The 16542-nt window shown below is 62.9% G+C and carries 12 protein-coding genes and 1 tRNA gene; 4 read left to right on the top strand and 9 right to left on the bottom strand.

All coding sequences use genetic code 11. The features are described from left to right. Nucleotides 1-334 precede the first annotated feature (334 nt). Entirely contained in the window at nucleotides 335-1645 is a 1311-nt protein-coding gene (locus tag NCR38_RS14670) for an XRE family transcriptional regulator (protein WP_250477283.1), read from the top strand. Next, entirely contained in the window at nucleotides 1632-2771 is a 1140-nt protein-coding gene (locus NCR38_RS14665) for a beta family protein (RefSeq protein ID WP_250477282.1), read from the top strand. Before NCR38_RS14670 ends, NCR38_RS14665 begins: the two co-directional genes overlap by 14 nt. Before the next feature lie 287 nt (nucleotides 2772-3058). Here the strand turns inward: NCR38_RS14665 and NCR38_RS14660 are convergent. From NCR38_RS14660 to NCR38_RS14640, 5 genes are all read right to left on the bottom strand, one after another. After that, nucleotides 3059-3135: transfer RNA gene (locus NCR38_RS14660), tRNA-Ile, on the bottom strand. Between the two features lie 122 nt (nucleotides 3136-3257). Continuing rightward, nucleotides 3258-5315: an RNA polymerase sigma factor RpoD gene (gene rpoD / locus NCR38_RS14655; protein WP_086961053.1), complete on the bottom strand. Its 2058-nt coding sequence runs from the start codon at nucleotides 5313-5315 to the stop codon at nucleotides 3258-3260. Nucleotides 5316-5765: 450 nt separating this feature from the next. Then, nucleotides 5766-7646: a DNA primase gene (dnaG, locus tag NCR38_RS14650; protein WP_061118298.1), complete on the bottom strand. Its 1881-nt coding sequence runs from the start codon at nucleotides 7644-7646 to the stop codon at nucleotides 5766-5768. Nucleotides 7647-7666: 20 nt separating this feature from the next. After that, nucleotides 7667-8113 carry a GatB/YqeY domain-containing protein gene (locus NCR38_RS14645; RefSeq protein WP_061118299.1) on the bottom strand — a complete coding sequence of 149 codons (447 nt, stop codon included), beginning with the start codon at nucleotides 8111-8113 and terminating at the stop codon, nucleotides 7667-7669. Between the two features lie 258 nt (nucleotides 8114-8371). After that, nucleotides 8372-9598 (bottom strand): NAD(P)/FAD-dependent oxidoreductase, encoded by a 1227-nt coding sequence (locus NCR38_RS14640; protein WP_061118379.1) that lies wholly within the window; start codon nucleotides 9596-9598, stop codon nucleotides 8372-8374. Between the two features lie 76 nt (nucleotides 9599-9674). On the opposite strand from NCR38_RS14640, the gene tsaD reads away from it, so the two are divergent. Beyond that, nucleotides 9675-10703 (top strand): tRNA (adenosine(37)-N6)-threonylcarbamoyltransferase complex transferase subunit TsaD, encoded by a 1029-nt coding sequence (tsaD, locus tag NCR38_RS14635; RefSeq protein WP_061118300.1) that lies wholly within the window; start codon nucleotides 9675-9677, stop codon nucleotides 10701-10703. 4 nt (nucleotides 10704-10707) lie between these two features. Here the strand turns inward: tsaD and NCR38_RS14630 are convergent, their stop codons facing one another. Both NCR38_RS14630 and NCR38_RS14625 read right to left on the bottom strand, forming a co-directional pair. Then, the gene (locus NCR38_RS14630; RefSeq protein ID WP_061118301.1) at nucleotides 10708-11331 is read right to left on the bottom strand and encodes a glutathione S-transferase family protein; all 624 of its coding nucleotides are present in this window, start codon (nucleotides 11329-11331) and stop codon (nucleotides 10708-10710) included. Nucleotides 11332-11366: 35 nt separating this feature from the next. After that, the gene (locus NCR38_RS14625; protein WP_086961064.1) at nucleotides 11367-12590 is read right to left on the bottom strand and encodes an MFS transporter; all 1224 of its coding nucleotides are present in this window, start codon (nucleotides 12588-12590) and stop codon (nucleotides 11367-11369) included. Nucleotides 12591-12692: 102 nt separating this feature from the next. Between NCR38_RS14625 and NCR38_RS14620 the strand changes: the two genes are divergently transcribed. Then, nucleotides 12693-13610, top strand: a complete 918-nt coding sequence (locus tag NCR38_RS14620) for a LysR substrate-binding domain-containing protein (RefSeq protein WP_061118303.1) — start codon at nucleotides 12693-12695, stop codon at nucleotides 13608-13610. A gap of 8 nt (nucleotides 13611-13618) precedes the next feature. On the opposite strand, the gene folE2 is transcribed toward NCR38_RS14620, so the two are convergent. Then, nucleotides 13619-14425: a GTP cyclohydrolase FolE2 gene (gene folE2 / locus NCR38_RS14615; protein ID WP_061118304.1), complete on the bottom strand. Its 807-nt coding sequence runs from the start codon at nucleotides 14423-14425 to the stop codon at nucleotides 13619-13621. A gap of 146 nt (nucleotides 14426-14571) precedes the next feature. Beyond that, on the bottom strand, nucleotides 14572-16488 hold the full coding sequence (gene dxs / locus NCR38_RS14610; RefSeq protein ID WP_061118305.1) for a 1-deoxy-D-xylulose-5-phosphate synthase: 1917 nt from the start codon (nucleotides 16486-16488) through the stop codon (nucleotides 14572-14574). Between the last annotated feature and the right edge of the window lie 54 nt (nucleotides 16489-16542).

Raw genomic sequence — 16542 nt, 5'->3', positions numbered from 1 at the left:
ACCTTTTCGCTGGACCTGGGCAGCCAAAAGCGGTCGGAACGAGTGTCCTCCACCCCGTCCGGCGTACTGGCGAGCAGATCGCAGCCGTCACAGGACGGGTACGGAGCTAATGGAACGTCCACAAGATGACGGAATTTCGCCCGCCGACCCGGCAAGGCTGCTTTTCCATTCGAGTCCGCAGTCGTGCAACCCGTCGAACTTGTTCCCGTCGCCAACACCTCAACTGGAAGGGAGCCCCTATCGCGTTCGACGGTAATGCTAACTGCCAGCGACAAAACGAATTCATCGTCTGGCCCGACTATGACACAACATATTTGTAGTGTACAATTCGGGCATGTCTCCAGTTACCTTCATCTCAAACGACCGCCAAGCCCGCGAGGTCTCCACGCTAATCGAAGAGATTGGCCAGGCACTGTCTTCTGACCAGACGCTCAAGTCGATTGTGGACGGATTGCCGGCACATGTAATCGATGGAGTACGCCGTTCACTCTCTACCGAACGACAGGAACTATCGGAAATTCTCGAGGCGTATCAGAAAGCAAAATCGGGGGACTACGAGCTTCTCAAACGCAAGGCTAACAGTGACCTCGGAGAGGTTTTGATTGTTGCGCGGATCGCGAAGGGTTGGTCTCAGAAAGACCTCGCGCGCCAGCTCGGTCTGCGAGAGCAGGCTATCCAGCGGTACGAGTCAGAGCGCTATCGCTCCATCAGTCTTTCCGGCTACCTGCGGATCGCACGTGCACTATCAGTAGATGTCGCAGCGGATATCCGGCCACTTGAAGATGACCGTTGGAAACCTTCTTTCGAAGTCTCGCCTGCGGAAGCTCACAAAGTCCTGAAACACGCGCGCGCAAGCGGATGGCTGCAAGGTGATAACGGCTCGGACGAGAATGGGATCAGCCAACTCGTCAAGCACGTCGCCGAGCATGTGGAAATGCATGGTACACCTTCCCTGCTTAGGACAGGTCTTAATGTAGAGCACCATTCTGAAGATTGGTCGTTACTGTCTTGGAAGGCCCAAGTGACACGTCGGGCGAAGACGATAATTGACCAAGAGAAGCTCCGATACCGGCCGGTCGACGTATCGTGGCTGAAGGACCTCGTTCGGCTTAGCAGACTGGACGATGGTCCCTCGCAGGCGTGCGATCTGCTCAAACAGCACGGTATCGTTCTACTTGCGGAACGCAACATTCCCGGGATGAACGTGGATGGAGCCGCATTTTTGGTCGATCACATTCCGGTCATCGGGTTGACGCTGTTACGTGACGCCTTAGATAACTTCTGGTTCACTTTGATGCATGAAGTTGGCCATGTGATTTTGCATTACCGGACGGGTTTGGCAGCCGGCTTCTTTGACGATATCGAAAGCACGGAAATCGATGAGTTTGAAGACGAGGCAAATCGTTTCGCGTCAAACATGCTGATTCCCGAGGAGTTGTGGTCGCGGTCCCCGGCTCGAATCGCCAAGACGGCCGACCCTATCGAGCGTTTTGCTGAACAGCTTGGGATTTCGCCCGCGATAGTTTTTGGGCGTGTTCGCATGGAGCGGAAAAATTACGCGCTCTTTTCGGACAAGATTGGTCGCAACAAGGTACGCAAGCAGTTACTTTCGCAGCCTCAGGAGGCGGTTCATGAAGGGAAGTAAGGTTTTGTATTGCCCGGCGTTGCGCATGAAGGCCGGCGAACTGAACGGCGTCCGGGAACTGGCGCCCGATGTTGCTTCATATGTGCTTCCCCGCTTTATCGTGCCGCCGCCTAGCGAAAGGGACGACGATCAGCCGAAGCTTTTTGCGCTCGACAACACCCCAGACGTCGGCGGATTATTGTCCCGGCATTGGCTCAATCGCCCTGCGATTATCGATTCGACGCACCTGATCGCGGAACGCGGGAGAGACAACCTCGCGTCGTGGCTGCCGCAGATGTTTCGTCGCGCACGGAGCCTAGGCGTGAAGGCCATTCCGATGGCAATGCTCCACGATCTCGGCACGCTTGAAAGGGACGCGTTCAAAGAGTCGATTGACGACAAAGATGCTTTGAAGTTTTGCATCTGCGTCGGTTCCGGCGACATGGTCGGTTTAGAGTTTGGTGCGACGCTCTCGCTCGCTGTGAAGCAGCTTGGCTTGCAAGCGACCGACTGCGCAATCATTGCGGACTTCTCGGATTCCGATTTCTCGTCTCCGGATCTCGTAGCGCCTATTATCGGCGGCGCGCTGGAACAGCTCCAAGATCTGGGGCAATGGCGGCACGTTATCTTTCAGGGAACACACTACCCCGAGAAGAATCCGGCTGAGGATGGAGCGAGCTTCCTTTGGCCTCGCAACGAGTGGGCTGCATGGCGGCAGGCCGTCAGCTTCGACCCGGCAACGGCGGAGCACATGATTTTCGGCGACTACGCGGCCGACTGCGCGAAGATGGTGTTTGGCGGCAGCGGCGGCAAGCCGATTCCACACTATCGGTACACGACGCAAACCGACTGGTTCGTAGCGCGCGGAGCAAAGGCCGGCTCGCACCAAGCGATCATGAAAGAAGTCTGCGCTCGAATTGTTGAAAGCGGGCATTTCGCGAGCGCGCGGTTCTCGCCGGCCGATGCCTACATCGCGCGCACGGCTCAAGGGTTGGATGGGCCGGGCAGCTCCACTACGTGGCGGCAAGTCAATACGACACACCATCTGACGCGCGTTGTCGTCGACGTTGCGAATGTACGAGGACTTGCAATCGCGGAGCTCCCGACACAGGATGCCGGATCGCAGTTGAGCCTGCTCGACGAGTAATCCTATAGGGGGCTGCGCGGGTTGAGTGCAGGCGCAACCACCTGCGGAGCGTCGGCTTGAAACGGCAGTCGCCAGAGCGCACTTCATCCGTACTCCAGCTGTGTCGTTTTCGCGACAGCCCTGGGTGGCGGACGTTCCCCTGGCGCGCCGTACCTCAGTTGGCGGCTCCTGCAACCGAGTTCGCCGTTCAAGCATAACTTGGCCTATCGGACATTAAAGCATAACGTGTCCAGGTGGCCATTTTATGCTTAACGGCACATAACCGTTTGATATAACGAAGAAATGAATGGTGGGCCGGGTGGGACTCGAACCCACTATCGGTCGATTATGAGTCGACAGCTTATACCAGTTAAGCTTCCGGCCCTTTAACGCGGAGGGCAAAAAGAAAGCGCCGATGTCGGCGCTTTCTGTTACTTCCGAACATTGCGCGAGGCGACTGCGAAGGGTTGCGAGTTTGCCTCACAACGCCTCTCAAAACAAGTCCCGTCAGTTGCCTTCCAAAAACGACTTCAGCTTGTCCGACCGGCTCGGATGCCGCAGCTTCCGCAGCGCCTTCGCCTCGATCTGGCGTATCCGCTCGCGCGTCACGTCGAATTGCTTGCCGACCTCTTCGAGCGTGTGATCCGTGCTCATCTCGATGCCAAACCGCATCCGCAGCACCTTCGCCTCGCGCGGCGTCAACGAATCGAGCACGTCCTTCACGACATCGCGCATCGACGCATGCAGCGCGGCATCGGAGGGCGCCACCGTGTTCGTATCCTCGATGAAGTCTCCGAGATGCGAATCGTCGTCATCGCCGATAGGCGTCTCCATGGAGATCGGCTCCTTCGCGATCTTCATGATCTTGCGGATCTTGTCCTCCGGCATCTCCATCTTCTCGGCAAGCGTCGCCGGATCCGGTTCGAGGCCGGTTTCCTGCAGAATCTGTCGCGAGATCCGGTTCATCTTGTTGATCGTCTCGATCATGTGAACCGGAATGCGGATCGTGCGCGCCTGGTCCGCGATCGAGCGCGTGATGGCCTGGCGGATCCACCACGTCGCGTAGGTCGAGAACTTGTAGCCACGACGATATTCGAACTTGTCCACCGCCTTCATCAGACCGATGTTGCCTTCCTGGATCAGATCGAGGAACTGCAGCCCGCGGTTCGTGTACTTCTTCGCAATGGAAATTACGAGACGCAAGTTCGCCTCGGTCATTTCGCGCTTCGCCTGACGGGCCTTCAATTCGCCCGCCGCCATCTGACGGTTGGTTTCCTTCAGGTCCTTCAGCGGCAACACGACCCGCGCCTGAAGATCCAGCAGACGCTGCTGCTGCTCGCGGATAGCCGGAATATTGCGCTCCAGCACCGCGCTGTACTCATGCCCTTCCGCGACGACCTTGTCGGACCATTCGAGATCCGTCTCGTTGCCGGGGAAGCGCGTGATGAACTCCGCGCGCGGCATGCCGCACTTGTCGACGACTGTGTGCAGTATCTGTCGCTCGACCTGGCGCACCTCATCGACCTGCGCGCGCAACGTATCGCACAGACGCTCGACGGTGCGCGCCGTGAAGCGGATGTTCATGAGCTCCGTCTGGATGGCTTCCTGCGCCTTCAGATAGGCCTTCGACTTGTAGCCTTCCTTCTCGTAGGCGCGGCGCATCTTGTCGAACCATTCGCTGATGAGCCCGAACTTCTCGAGCGACTGGGTCTTGAGGGCTTCGAGTTGCGCGGCGTTCGCGCTCGCCTGCGCGCTGCCGTCGTCCTCTTCTTCCTCTTCCTCGTCGCCCTCTTCCTCGGATTCCTCGTCTTCGGACTCGATCGCCTCGGCTTCCTGTTCGGAGAAACCATCGGTGTCCTGGGCGTTCGGGTCGATCAGGCCGTCCACGAGTTCATCGACGCGCACTTCTTCGTTCTGCACACGCTCGGCCATCGCGAGGATATCGGCGATGGTCGTCGGGCACGCTGAGATCGCCATGACCATGTGCTTCAGGCCATCCTCGATACGCTTCGCGATCTCGATTTCGCCTTCGCGCGTCAGCAACTCGACCGTGCCCATCTCGCGCATGTACATGCGCACCGGATCAGTGGTGCGGCCGAATTCGGAATCGACAGTGGATAGCGCGACTTCCGCTTCTTCCTCGACCTCATCGTCGGACGAGGCATTCGGCGCGTTGTCGTTCAGAAGCAGGGTCTCGGCATCCGGCGCTTGTTCGTACACCGCCACGCCCATGTCATTGAACGTGCTGATGATGCCTTCGATCGCCTCGGTTTCCGTGAAGTTGTCCGGGAGGTGATCGTTGATTTCACCGTAAGTGAGGAAACCGCGCTCCTTGCCGAGCTTGATGAGCGCGCGCAGTTTCGAGCGCCGCTCTTCGAGTTCCTCCACGGTACCGGGCGCGCTCGACGAGAACGCGTCCTTCAGGAGCGCTTTTTCCTTCGCGCGGCGATCGCGAGCCTTGGCCTTTTCGACCTTCGCCGCAGGCGCGGCGCCGGACTCTGCGTTTTGCACTGCGTCGTCTTCGACGGATACATCGTTCAGCTTTTTCGTCATGGAGTTCGCCATACCGGCTCTAGTCTCGACTCGCGGCTGCTGGACAACAGCCGATGGAACCGTGAATACCCAATACGCGCACGCTGCTTCGTCCTGCGTGCCCTGCCCGGGGCGCCATCGAGGTTCGAACGAGTGTGAATCGTCTCCTCGCCCTACCCTCAATAGCAGCCGCTTCCCTTATGCCCGTCTGTTCGTCGGCGTGCTTAACGGCCTCTTTTGTAAGATTTATGCGGCGTGCACCACGTACCACCACGCCGCATTCCCGAGATCCGATACCGCCAACAGCTTCCTGCTTCTTTCCTCTTCCCGTACCGGACGACCACGCCGGCACTACCGCTAAAACTATCCAAATGCTTTCGTCGATTGCTCGCGTTTCGCCGCCCCAGCCGCCTCGTCAGAGCAACCAAAACGTTCGAACCGTTGACAAAAAACAATTCATTTTGAACTTTTTATTATAGCATTTCACTTTCCGCCATCCGGGCTCGCACCCCGCCCAGCCTTGATCTGTGCGACCCTCGCCGACAGATCCGAGAACTCCGCGACCTCTTCCGCCGACAAGCTGGACTGCCGCGCCAGTTGATCGAGCCGCGCCCGATAACTGTCGTGCCGCAACTTCAAGACCGTCGCCTGCAGCTCTTCGGCGAGCAGGCGCTTCTGTTCCTCGACTCGCTGCGCCGCGTCCTCGTCGGCCGGGTCGCGCATCAGCAAATCGCGAACGTTTTCATCATAGGCGAGAATTTCCTGGAAGATATCGTCGTACGTTGGCGCGTTTGCTGCATTTCTCAAGATCTCCGATAGCAACTGGAACTCCGCCGCATCGCCGAGTTCGCGCGCGTGCGACACCACCTCGCTGAACAACTCGCCGTGCTCGGTCATCGTCACGAGGGTGCGCTCGCTGTCCTGATCGAGCGATGCCGCGATGCCCGGGTACATCACCAGATTGCGCAGCGCGCGCTGTTCCTGCCCCGTCACACGCCGGCGCTCGCTCTTCGGCACGTTCGCGCGGGCGACGGCCGCCGCGCGTGAATCGATGTCGCACAGCGCCGCGATCTCGGTAAACGGCGTGTCGAGCCGGTCTGCGAGCATATGCAGGATCTGCACCCGCAACGCATTCGCCGGCAACGCCTGAAGCAGCGGCTTGGCGTCGAAGAGCGCCTTCGCGCGGCCCTCGGGCTGCTCCAGTTCCTTGTCGTTCAGCACCTCATTCAGGAGAAACTGCGACAGCGGCATCGCCCGGTCGACCTGCTCGCCAAATCCGTCCGTGCCGAACTCGCGCACGTAGCTGTCCGGGTCGTGCTCCTTCGGCAGAAAAAGGAACTTGATCGTCCGGTTGTCCGCCGCATGCGGCAGCGCCGCTTCAAGCGCCCGGCGCGCGGCGCGGCGGCCCGCCGAATCGCCATCGAAGCTGAATACCACGGTGTCGGTCTGACGAAAAAGCTTCTGCACGTGGATCGGCGTGCAGGCCGTGCCGAGCGTCGCCACGGCGTTCGCAAAGCCGAGTTGCGCGAGGGCGACTACATCCATATACCCTTCGACGACGAGCACGTAGCCCAGTTCACGAATCGCCAGACGCGCTTCGAACAGTCCGTAAAGCTCGCTTCCCTTGCTGAACAGCGGCGTCTCCGGCGAGTTCAGATACTTCGGCTCGCCGCTATCGAGTACGCGCCCGCCGAAGCCGATCACGTTGCCCTTCACATTGCGGATCGGGAACATCACGCGCTCGCGGAAGCGATCGTAGCGCCGCGCCTGTCCCTGCGAATCCGTTTTCTCGCTGACGATCACGAGCCCCGATTCGACGAGGTTGTCATCCCGATAATCGGGAAATGCCGACTCGAGGTTCTGCCAGCCATCCGGTGCGTATCCGAGTCCGAAGCGCGCGGCGACTTCGCCGGTGAGGCCGCGATTCTTCAGATACGCGATGGCGTTGGGCGCGCCGCGCAGTTGCTTCCGATAAAAATCGCACGCGGTCTGCATGACTTCCGTCAGTGCGACGCTGACCGCCTTGCTCGGCGCGCTTTCGCCACCGCTGCCGCCCCGGAAGGCGTTCGATGGCTCCTGCGGAACCGTGAGGCCCGCGCCTTGCGCAAGCTCCTTCACGGCCTCGGGAAACGTAAGGCCGGTGTGTTCCATCAGAAAGCCGATCGCGGTGCCGTGCGCGCCGCAGCCGAAGCAGTGATAGAACTGCTTGGTCGGACTCACCGTGAACGACGGGCTCTTTTCATTGTGAAAAGGGCACAGACCCATGAAGTTCGCCCCGCCCTTTTTCAACTGGACGTAGCGGCCCACCACGTCGACGATATCGACGCGGTTGAGCAAATCCTGCAGGAAAGCGTGCGGAATCACCGAATCAGGAGCGGCGGAAATTACTTGGCGAGTGCGGCTTTCACCTGCGCGGAGACCGCGGTCATGTCGGCTTTGCCCGCGAGCTTCGGCTTCAGCACGCCCATGACCTTGCCCATGTCCTGCGGGCCGGCGGCGCCCGTCGCGGCGACGGCGGCCTGCACTTCGGCGGCGATCGCATCGGCGGAAAGCTGTTCGGGCATGTATGCCGCCAACACCGCCAGCTCCGCTTTTTCCTTGTCGGCGAGATCCGTGCGGCCTGCGGCTTCGAACTGGCTGATCGAATCCTTGCGCTGCTTGATCATCTTGTCGATGACGGCGGTGATGCCCGCGTCGTCGAGCGTGACGCGATCGTCGACTTCACGCTGCTTGATTGCCGCGAGCAGCAGTCGAATCGTGCCGAGGCGCTCGGTTTCCTTTGCGCGCATCGCAGTCTTCATGTCGTCGCTGATCTGGTCTTTGAGGCTCATCGTTCACCCGGTGCAATTGCGAAATATGGATTCAGGCCGGCGCGCGGTTACCCCGCGAAAGCAAAAACCCGCTTGGGAACGCCTCCTCAAGCGGGACTTTTAGCGGGCCGTTTTGAGACGCGGCAAAGGGATGCAGCGCCCCGTGCCACGCTAACCGTTCTAGCGCCTGCCAGAGCGGAGAGAATCCTCCGATGACCGTCCGAGTATAGCAAACGGGTCCGCGTTTCGAGACTCGCCAAAACCCCCGGCCGGGCGCGCTCAGGCGGCCGTCGCCGCGTGTCGTGCGAACTCGCCGGCGGCCTTGCCCGCCGCGACGCCCGACGCCCACGCCCACTGAAAGTTATAACCGCCGAGCCAGCCAGTGACATCGACGGCCTCGCCGATGAAATAGAGCCCGGCGACGCGTTCGCTCATCATCGTCGTGGACGAAAGCTCGCGGGTGTCGACGCCGCCGCGCGTGACCTCCGCCTTCCGGTAGCCTTCGGTGCCACTCGGCGTGAGGGTCCAGCTGGACAGCGACGCGCCGATCGCCTTCAGCGTGCGGTCGGGCAAATCGGCGAGGCGCGCATCGACGCAAACGTGCTGCGCTTCGAGCCACGCGTGCGCGAGACGCGCCGGCACGTGCTCGGCCAGAAAGTTGCCGATCTGCTTCTTCGAGCCCGCTTTGGCTTCGAGCAGCATGTCAGTGGCATCGGCATCGGGAAGCAGGTCGACGTGAATCGGCTCCGACGTATTCCAGTAGCTCGAAATCTGCAGCACGCCCGGCCCCGACACGCCGCGATGCGTCAGCAGCAGGTCTTCGTCGAACTCGCCGCGCGTCTTGCCGCGGCCCGTGCTGATGCGCACAGGCAACGAAAGCCCCGAGAGCGCGGCGAACGGCGCCCAGTCCGCCGACGTGAACGTGAGCGGCACCAGCGCCGGACGCGTATCGACGAGCTTGTGGCCGAACTGTTTCGCGACGCGATAGCCGAACTCCGTCGCGCCGATCTTGGGAATCGACAGGCCGCCCGTCGCGATCACGAGCGCCGTCGCGCCGATCGCGCCCGCGGTCGTATCGAGCGTGAAGCGCGCGCCGCCGTGCCGGATCTCATGCACGACGACCGGACGCCGCCACGCGACGCCGCCCGCGTCGCACTCGCTTTTCAGCACGTCGATGATGGTTTCGCTGGAGTCGTCGCAAAAGAGCTGGCCCTTGTGCTTTTCATGCCACTTGACGCGGTATTGCTTGAGGAGCGCGAGAAAATCGCGCGGCGTATAGCGTGCGAGCGCGGAGCGGCAGAAATGCGGATTCGCCGACAGAAAATTGGCCGGCTGCGCATTGATGTTGGTGAAGTTGCAACGTCCGCCGCCGGAGATGCGGATTTTCTCGGCCAGGCGCTCGGCGTGGTCGATGAGCACGACGCGGCGCCCGGATTGAGCGGCCACGGCCGCGCACATCATGCCGGCCGCGCCCGCGCCGATGACGGCAATATCGAAGGATTCCATGGCGCGCATTCTACCTTCGGCACGCTCGTTGACGGGCGCTGCTATACTTTTCTGTTCCCTCTAACGCATTGAATCCATGCTCGTTCTCGGCATCGAAAGCTCCTGCGACGAAACCGGCCTCGCCCTCTACGACACCGAGCGCGGGCTGCTTTCACACGCCCTTCACTCGCAAATCGCGATGCATCGCGATTACGGCGGGGTCGTGCCGGAACTGGCTTCGCGCGATCACATCCGTCGCGCGCTGCCGTTGCTGGAGGAAGTGCTCGAGCGATCCGGCGCGAATCGCGGCGACATCGACGCCATCGCGTTCACGCAGGGGCCGGGCCTCGCGGGCGCACTGCTCGTCGGCGCGAGCATCGCGAATTCACTGGCGATGGCGTGGGACAAGCCGACCGTCGGCATTCATCACCTGGAAGGGCATCTGCTGTCGCCGCTGCTCGTCGATGCGCCGCCGCCGTTTCCGTTCGTCGCCCTGCTCGTGTCGGGCGGACATACGCAGCTCATGCGCGTGACCGATGTCGGCGTCTACGAGACGCTCGGCGAAACCCTCGACGACGCCGCCGGCGAAGCCTTCGACAAGACCGCGAAGCTGCTCGGCCTCGGCTATCCGGGCGGGCCGGAAGTGTCGCGGCTCGCGGAATTCGGCACGCCCGGCGCGGTTACGCTGCCGCGTCCGATGCTGCATTCCGGCGATCTCGATTTCAGCTTCAGCGGCCTGAAAACCGCCGTGCTCACGCATAGTCGCAAGCTCGGCAACAACGTCTGCGAGCAGGCGAAAGCCGATCTCGCGCGCGGTTTTGTCGATGCGGCCGTGGATGTGCTCGTCGCCAAGTCGCTCGCCGCGCTGAAGAAAACGGGCCTGAAGCGTCTCGTCGTGGCGGGCGGCGTCGGCGCGAACAGGCAGTTGCGCGAGGCGTTGTCGGCGGCCGCGAAAAAACGCCGCTTCGACGTGCACTACCCCGATCTCTCGCTGTGCACCGACAACGGCGCGATGATCGCGCTCGCCGGCGCGTTGCGCCTGTCGCGCTGGCCCGAGCAGGCCGTGCGCGACTACGCGTTCACCGTGAAGCCGCGCTGGGATCTCACGTCGCTTTCGCGCGCCTGAGCGTTCATCGCGGCGGATTGAAAGGCTGCACGATCGACTGGAACACGGGCAGCGTCTCGCAGCGATCACTATGACCGATGAGCGTCGGCCAGCGCGTCGAGCTGACGATCTCCGGATGCGCCTCCCGCGCGAAGCGCAGCGCGCAGGCCACGGCGATGTCCGCGTGACCGATCGACTCGCCGAACCAGTATTGCGTCGCGCGCGCGGCGCGGTCCGCTTCCAGCGCGTTCAGCACGCGTTCGACTTGCCCCGTGCAGCGATCGAGCCAGGCCTGCGATTTCTCCTTGTGCAGCACGCGCTCGTAGACGAGCGCGACGGCTTTATCGGCGAGGCCCGTCCCTAGCGCGCAGACCTTCAGCGCTTCACGGCGCTGCGGGCCGCTCGATGCAATCAGCGCGCGCTCGCCCGCCTGCTCGTCGAGATAGTCGAGGATCAGCGCGCTCTCGAGGAGCACATCGCCGGAATCGAGCACGAGCGTCGGCACGCGGATCAGCGGATTGAAGGGCGCGACCTTGTCGGCATCGCCGAATACGGACCATGGGCGGTGCTCGTAAGCCATGCCGTATAGATTCAGCGCGATGGCGACGCGCCGGACGAACGGGGAATCGTATTGGCCGATGAGGATCAAGATGCGCTCCGTGGTCGATTTCTCGGACGGCCAGTTTAAGGTCGCGCGGGCCTCGGAAACAACAGCAACGCCAGCGACGCGCAGACGCCCGCCGCCAGCCATACGATCGGCCACGAACTCGCCGCGAGCACATGCGGAATGACGAGCGGCGTGACGAAGAACCCGGCGTACACGGCCGTATTCGCCATGCCGAGCGCGGTGCCGGCGCGTTCGGTGCCGGCGAGCGTCGCCAGTTCGGTGTACGCGACGCCGTGCCAGGCCGACACGCAAATCCCCGCGATGATGAGCATCGCCGAGAGCAACACGGGTGCGTGCGCCGCGCCGCCCGCGATCGCCGCCGCCAGCACGACGAAGGACGCCGACGCTACGATCACCGATCCCCGCAAGTACGCACGCCGGTTGCCGTGACGATCCGTGTGACGGCCGCTCCAGACGCGCATGACCATCGCGCCGAGCTGGATCGCGCCCATCGTCGCGCTGATCGCGGTCACGCCGAAATGGCCGGCATCGTGCAGGAACACGGTCGCGAAAGTCAGCACCGCGAATTGCGGCACGCACAGAATGCCGATGCCGAGCACGACGCGCCAGACCAGCGTGTTCTTCAGCGGCGGGGCGCCTTTGGCCGTCACGGCACGATGCGCCGCGTTCGGCGATTCGTGCAGCCAGCGCCAGGCGAACGCGCCGGAGACCGCACACATCGCCGCGAGCGCGCCGTAGACCGCCGCAAAGCCATGCGACGACGCGAGCCACGGCAACAATCCCGCGCCGATGCCGCCGCCGAGCGGCACGGCGGTTTGCCGGATGCTCATCGCGAGGCCGCGCTCGCCGTCCGCGAACCACGCCATCACCGCGCGGCCGCTCGATCCGTTGACGCTGCCGCCCAGGAGACCGAGCACGCACATCGAGAAAACGAGCCAGCCGAGCGTGGCCGACGACGGCGCCGCGAAAACACTCATCGCGACGAGCATGGCAGCCGTGGAGAGCAAACCCGTCAGCAAGACCGGACGGTCGCCCCAGCGATCGGTCAGCACGCCCCACGGCAGTTCGGACGCCGCGACGCCCAAACCCAGCGCGCCGAGCACGAGTCCCAGTTCGCTGTTGCTGAGGTGATAGCCGCTGCGCATCCATACGGCCGTGGTCGGAATGCCCGCCGCGGCAGCCGAGAAGCTCGCGTTTGCCGCCACGCCGACGCCCAGCACTTTCCAGCGATGTGCGTCACCGAATGCGTAAGCGCCTTCAACAAGAGAAGTGGCCATCATGCAGTCCATATCGAATTTGACTGCGGCCAGTTTGAAGGCTTAGGATCGTCCTGAAAATCACAAAGTTTTTCATCGACCATTCAGAAAATCAGGACGATTGCCATGAGCCAGACGACATTCGATCTCGCGGTGCTGCGCAGCTTTGTCGCGGGAATGGATCTGGGCAGCTTCGCGAAGGCGGCGGACCGTGTCGGGCGCTCGACGTCGGCGGTAAGCGCGCAGCTACGCAAACTGGAGGAACAGGCGGGCGCGCCGCTCTTTCGCAAGTCGGGGCGCGGACTCGCGCTCACCGACGCGGGCGAAGTGATGCTTGGCTATGCGCGGCGCCTCGTCGAACTGAACGACGAAGCCGCCGTCGCGATTCGCGGCGTCGATCTGGAAGGCTGGATCCGGCTCGGGCTGCAGGAGGATTTCGGCGAAGTCGTGCTTCCGGACGTGCTCGGCCGGTTCGCGCGGGCGCATCCGAAGGTGCGGATCGAAGCGCGTGTGGCGCGTAACACCGAGTTGCTGGAGCGCATCGATACCGGACAGCTCGATCTTGCGCTCGTGTGGGGCGCGGCAGGCGTGACCGACGACCGCAACGCCGCGATGATCGCCGAGCCGATCGCCGCGCCGCCGATGCGCTGGATCGCGTCGTCGACGGTTCCGTGGCAGTTCAGCGCCGACGAGGCTCTACCGCTCATCGCGTTCGATCGTCCGTGTCTCTTTCACAGCGCGGCGGCCGCGGCGCTGGATCGCGCGGGCATCAAATGGCGCGTGGCGTTCACGAGCCCGAGCTTGTCGGGATTGTGGGCAGCGGCGGCCGCAGGTCTGGGCGTCACCGTGCGAACGAGCTATGGATTGCCATCGACGGTTCGGGCGCTCGATGCCGGCGAAGGTGAATTGCCGGCGCTGCCTTCGATCCCGCTCGCGCTGCATCGCGCATCGGGGAGCGCGTCGCCGCCGGTCGAGCGGCTGGCGGCGCTGGTGATGGCTTCAGTGCGGGCAGCGCACGTTCCTGAGGAAACGGCGCTCGCCTGAAGGCGGGCTCAGGCGTCGCGGCGCTTGTCCCGCTCGATCACCGCATACGCGCTGTGATTGTGGATCGACTCGAAGTTCTCCGCTTCGAGCACATACGCGACGATGCGCTCGTCGGCGTTCAGACGCGTGGCGACATCGCGCACGAGATCCTCGACGAACTTCGGGTTTTCATACGCGCGCTCGGTCACGAACTTCTCGTCGGGGCGCTTCAACAGTCCCCAAAGTTCGCACGACGCCTCTTCCTCCGCGATACGAATGAGCTCCTCGACCGCGACTTCCCCCGCGAGCTGCGCGAGGATCGTCACGTGCGAGCGCTGATTGTGCGCGCCGTATTGCGAGATCTTCTTCGAGCACGGGCACAGGCTCGTCACGGGCACGAGCACTTTCATCGACATATGCGTTTGGCCATCGCGCTTCTCGGCGATGAACGTCGCTTCGTAGTCCAGCAGGCTTTGCACGCCGGAGACCGGCGCAGTCTTCATCACGAAGTACGGCAAGGTCACTTCGATACGCCCCGAATGCGCTTCGAGCTTCGCCAGCATCGAGGCGAGGAGCGTGCGCAGGGCGGCCTGATCGAGCGGCTCGCGATGCTCTTCGAGCAGCGCGACGAAGCGCGACATATGCGTGCCCTTCTGGTCGGCGGGCAAATGCACGTCGAGATTCCAGACACCGACGCTCGGCTGCACGCCGTTCGCCGTGCGCACCGACAACGGATGCCGCACGCCCTTTACACCGACGCGCTGAATCGCGATCTGACGCGTGTCGGGCGTGCTCTGGACATCGGGCATCACGAAGGCGGGATTCATCTGATTCATTTGTTTTGTCCTTATGCGCCGCGCGTCCCGAATGACGCGAGCGGTTCGAAACGTTCAAGCGCACACGGCGCGGGACGATGCCCGCGCCGTGTGCCAAAGCGTTGATGCACGGCGCACCCCGAGCGCGCCGTTCGAGCGGTGCGTCGTCAGGCGACGCGCTTGGTCAGCTTCTCTGCGTGCGCGCTTTCGACGGCGTCGATGAAGCGCTCGCGAATCGACTTGACGATGCCAGCGGAGTCAAGGCCGACGCTCGCGAGCAGCTTGGCCGGATCGCCGTGATCGATGAAGATGTCGGGCAGACCGAGCTGCAGAACGGGCTTCACGATCGAGCTGGCGAGCAGCGCTTCGACGCACGCGGAACCCGCGCCGCCCATGATCGCGCCTTCTTCGATCGTCACGATGGCATCGTGCGTCGCGGCGAGTTCGCGCAACAGATCGGCGTCGACCGGCTTTACGAAACGCATGTTGGCAACCGTCAGATCCAGCTCTTCAGCCGCGGCGAGCGACGGCGCGACCATCGTGCCGAACGCGCAAATCGCGATGCGCTTGCCCGAGCCGAGCTTCTGCGACGACTCGCGGCGAATCTCGCCACGGCCGACGGGAATCGCGGTCATTTGCTTGACGGTTGCGACGCCGGTGCCCGCGCCGCGCGGATAACGCACGGCTGTCGGGTTCGGCTGCTGCAGCGCCGTGTAGAGCATCTGGCGGCATTCGTTTTCGTCCGATGCCGCCATCACCGTCATATTCGGGATGCAGCGCAGGAACGCGAGATCGTAGTTGCCCGCGTGCGTCGCGCCGTCCGCGCCGACGAGGCCCGCGCGATCGATCGCGAAGACCACTGGCAGATTCTGCAGCGCGACATCGTGAATCAACTGATCGTATGCGCGTTGCAGGAAGGTCGAATAGATGGCGACGACGGGCTTCATGCCGTCCGCCGCGAGACCGCCCGCGAACGTGACCGCGTGCTGCTCGGCGATACCGACATCGAAATAACGGTCCGGGAAGCGCTTCTCGAATTCGACCATGCCGGAGCCTTCGCGCATTGCCGGCGTGATGCCGACCACGCGCGAATCCTGCGCCGCGGCGTCGCACAGCCACTCGCCGAACACCTGCGTGTAAGTCTTCTTCGAAGGCGCCGTCGACGGCTTGATGCCTTCGGCCGGATTGAACTTGCCCGGGCCGTGGTACAGCACCGGATCGGCTTCGGCGAGCTTGTAGCCCTGGCCTTTCTTCGTGACGACGTGCAGGAACTGCGGGCCGCGCAGTTCCTTGATGTTCTGAAGCGTCGGAATCAGCGAATCGAGATCGTGACCGTCGATCGGCCCGATGTAGTTGAAGCCGAATTCTTCGAACAGCGTGGCCGGCACGATCATGCCCTTCGCGTGCTCTTCGAGCTTGCGGGCGAGATCGAGCACCGGCGGCGCATGACGCAGCACGCGTTCGACACCCGCGCGCGCCGCAGCGTAGAAACGGCCCGACATCAGACGCGCGAGATGGCGATTCAGCGCGCCGACCGGCGGCGAGATCGACATGTCGTTGTCGTTGAGGATGACAAGCAGCGGCACGTCGTCGGCGACGCCCGCATTGTTCATCGCCTCGAAGGCCATCCCCGCGGTCATTGCGCCGTCCCCGATCACCGCGATCGAATAGCGGTTGTCGCCCTGCAGCTTGTTGGCGATCGCCATGCCGAGCGCCGCCGAAATCGACGTGCTCGAATGCGCGGTGCCGAACGTGTCGTATTCGGACTCGGCGCGGCGCGGGAAGCCGGAAATGCCGCCCCGCTGGCGCAGGCCCGGCATCTGATCACGGCGGCCCGTGAGGATCTTGTGCGGATACGTCTGATGACCGACATCCCAGACGATGCGGTCATTAGGCGTATCGAACACATAGTGCAACGCGATCGTCAGCTCGACCGTGCCCAGATTGGACGACAGATGGCCGCCCGTCTGGGACACGCTGTCGAGCACGTAGGCTCGCAGCTCGTCGGCCAGCGGTTGCAGTTGGCGGCGATCGAGGGCGCGTAAATCGGCCGGATCGTCGATGGTTTTCAGCAAGTCGTACATCGTCGTCCCATTTTAGGAAAACTGGCGTGAATCGTTCGGCGCGATTATTGCTTA

Source organism: Caballeronia sp. INML1 (assembly GCF_023631085.1).
Taxonomy (GTDB): domain Bacteria; phylum Pseudomonadota; class Gammaproteobacteria; order Burkholderiales; family Burkholderiaceae; genus Caballeronia; species Caballeronia turbans.
The sequence above is the reverse complement of the archived record's forward strand: the minus strand, read 5'-3'. Positions and strand labels throughout refer to the sequence as shown.

Bases quoted from the DNA above. Each gene is read 5' to 3' on its own strand.
- tsaD (WP_061118300.1), top strand. From the start codon at position 9,675: ATGCTCGTTCTCGGCATCGAAAGCTCCTGCGACGAAACCGGCCTCGCC.
- NCR38_RS14645 (WP_061118299.1), bottom strand. From the start codon at position 8,113: ATGAGCCTCAAAGACCAGATCAGCGACGACATGAAGACTGCGATGCGC.
- NCR38_RS14665 (WP_250477282.1), top strand. From the start codon at position 1,632: ATGAAGGGAAGTAAGGTTTTGTATTGCCCGGCGTTGCGCATGAAGGCC.
- dxs (WP_061118305.1), bottom strand. From the start codon at position 16,488: ATGTACGACTTGCTGAAAACCATCGACGATCCGGCCGATTTACGCGCC.
- NCR38_RS14620 (WP_061118303.1), top strand. From the start codon at position 12,693: ATGAGCCAGACGACATTCGATCTCGCGGTGCTGCGCAGCTTTGTCGCG.
- folE2 (WP_061118304.1), bottom strand. From the start codon at position 14,425: ATGAATCAGATGAATCCCGCCTTCGTGATGCCCGATGTCCAGAGCACG.
- NCR38_RS14670 (WP_250477283.1), top strand. From the start codon at position 335: ATGTCTCCAGTTACCTTCATCTCAAACGACCGCCAAGCCCGCGAGGTC.
- NCR38_RS14640 (WP_061118379.1), bottom strand. From the start codon at position 9,598: ATGGAATCCTTCGATATTGCCGTCATCGGCGCGGGCGCGGCCGGCATG.
- rpoD (WP_086961053.1), bottom strand. From the start codon at position 5,315: ATGGCGAACTCCATGACGAAAAAGCTGAACGATGTATCCGTCGAAGAC.
- NCR38_RS14625 (WP_086961064.1), bottom strand. From the start codon at position 12,590: ATGATGGCCACTTCTCTTGTTGAAGGCGCTTACGCATTCGGTGACGCA.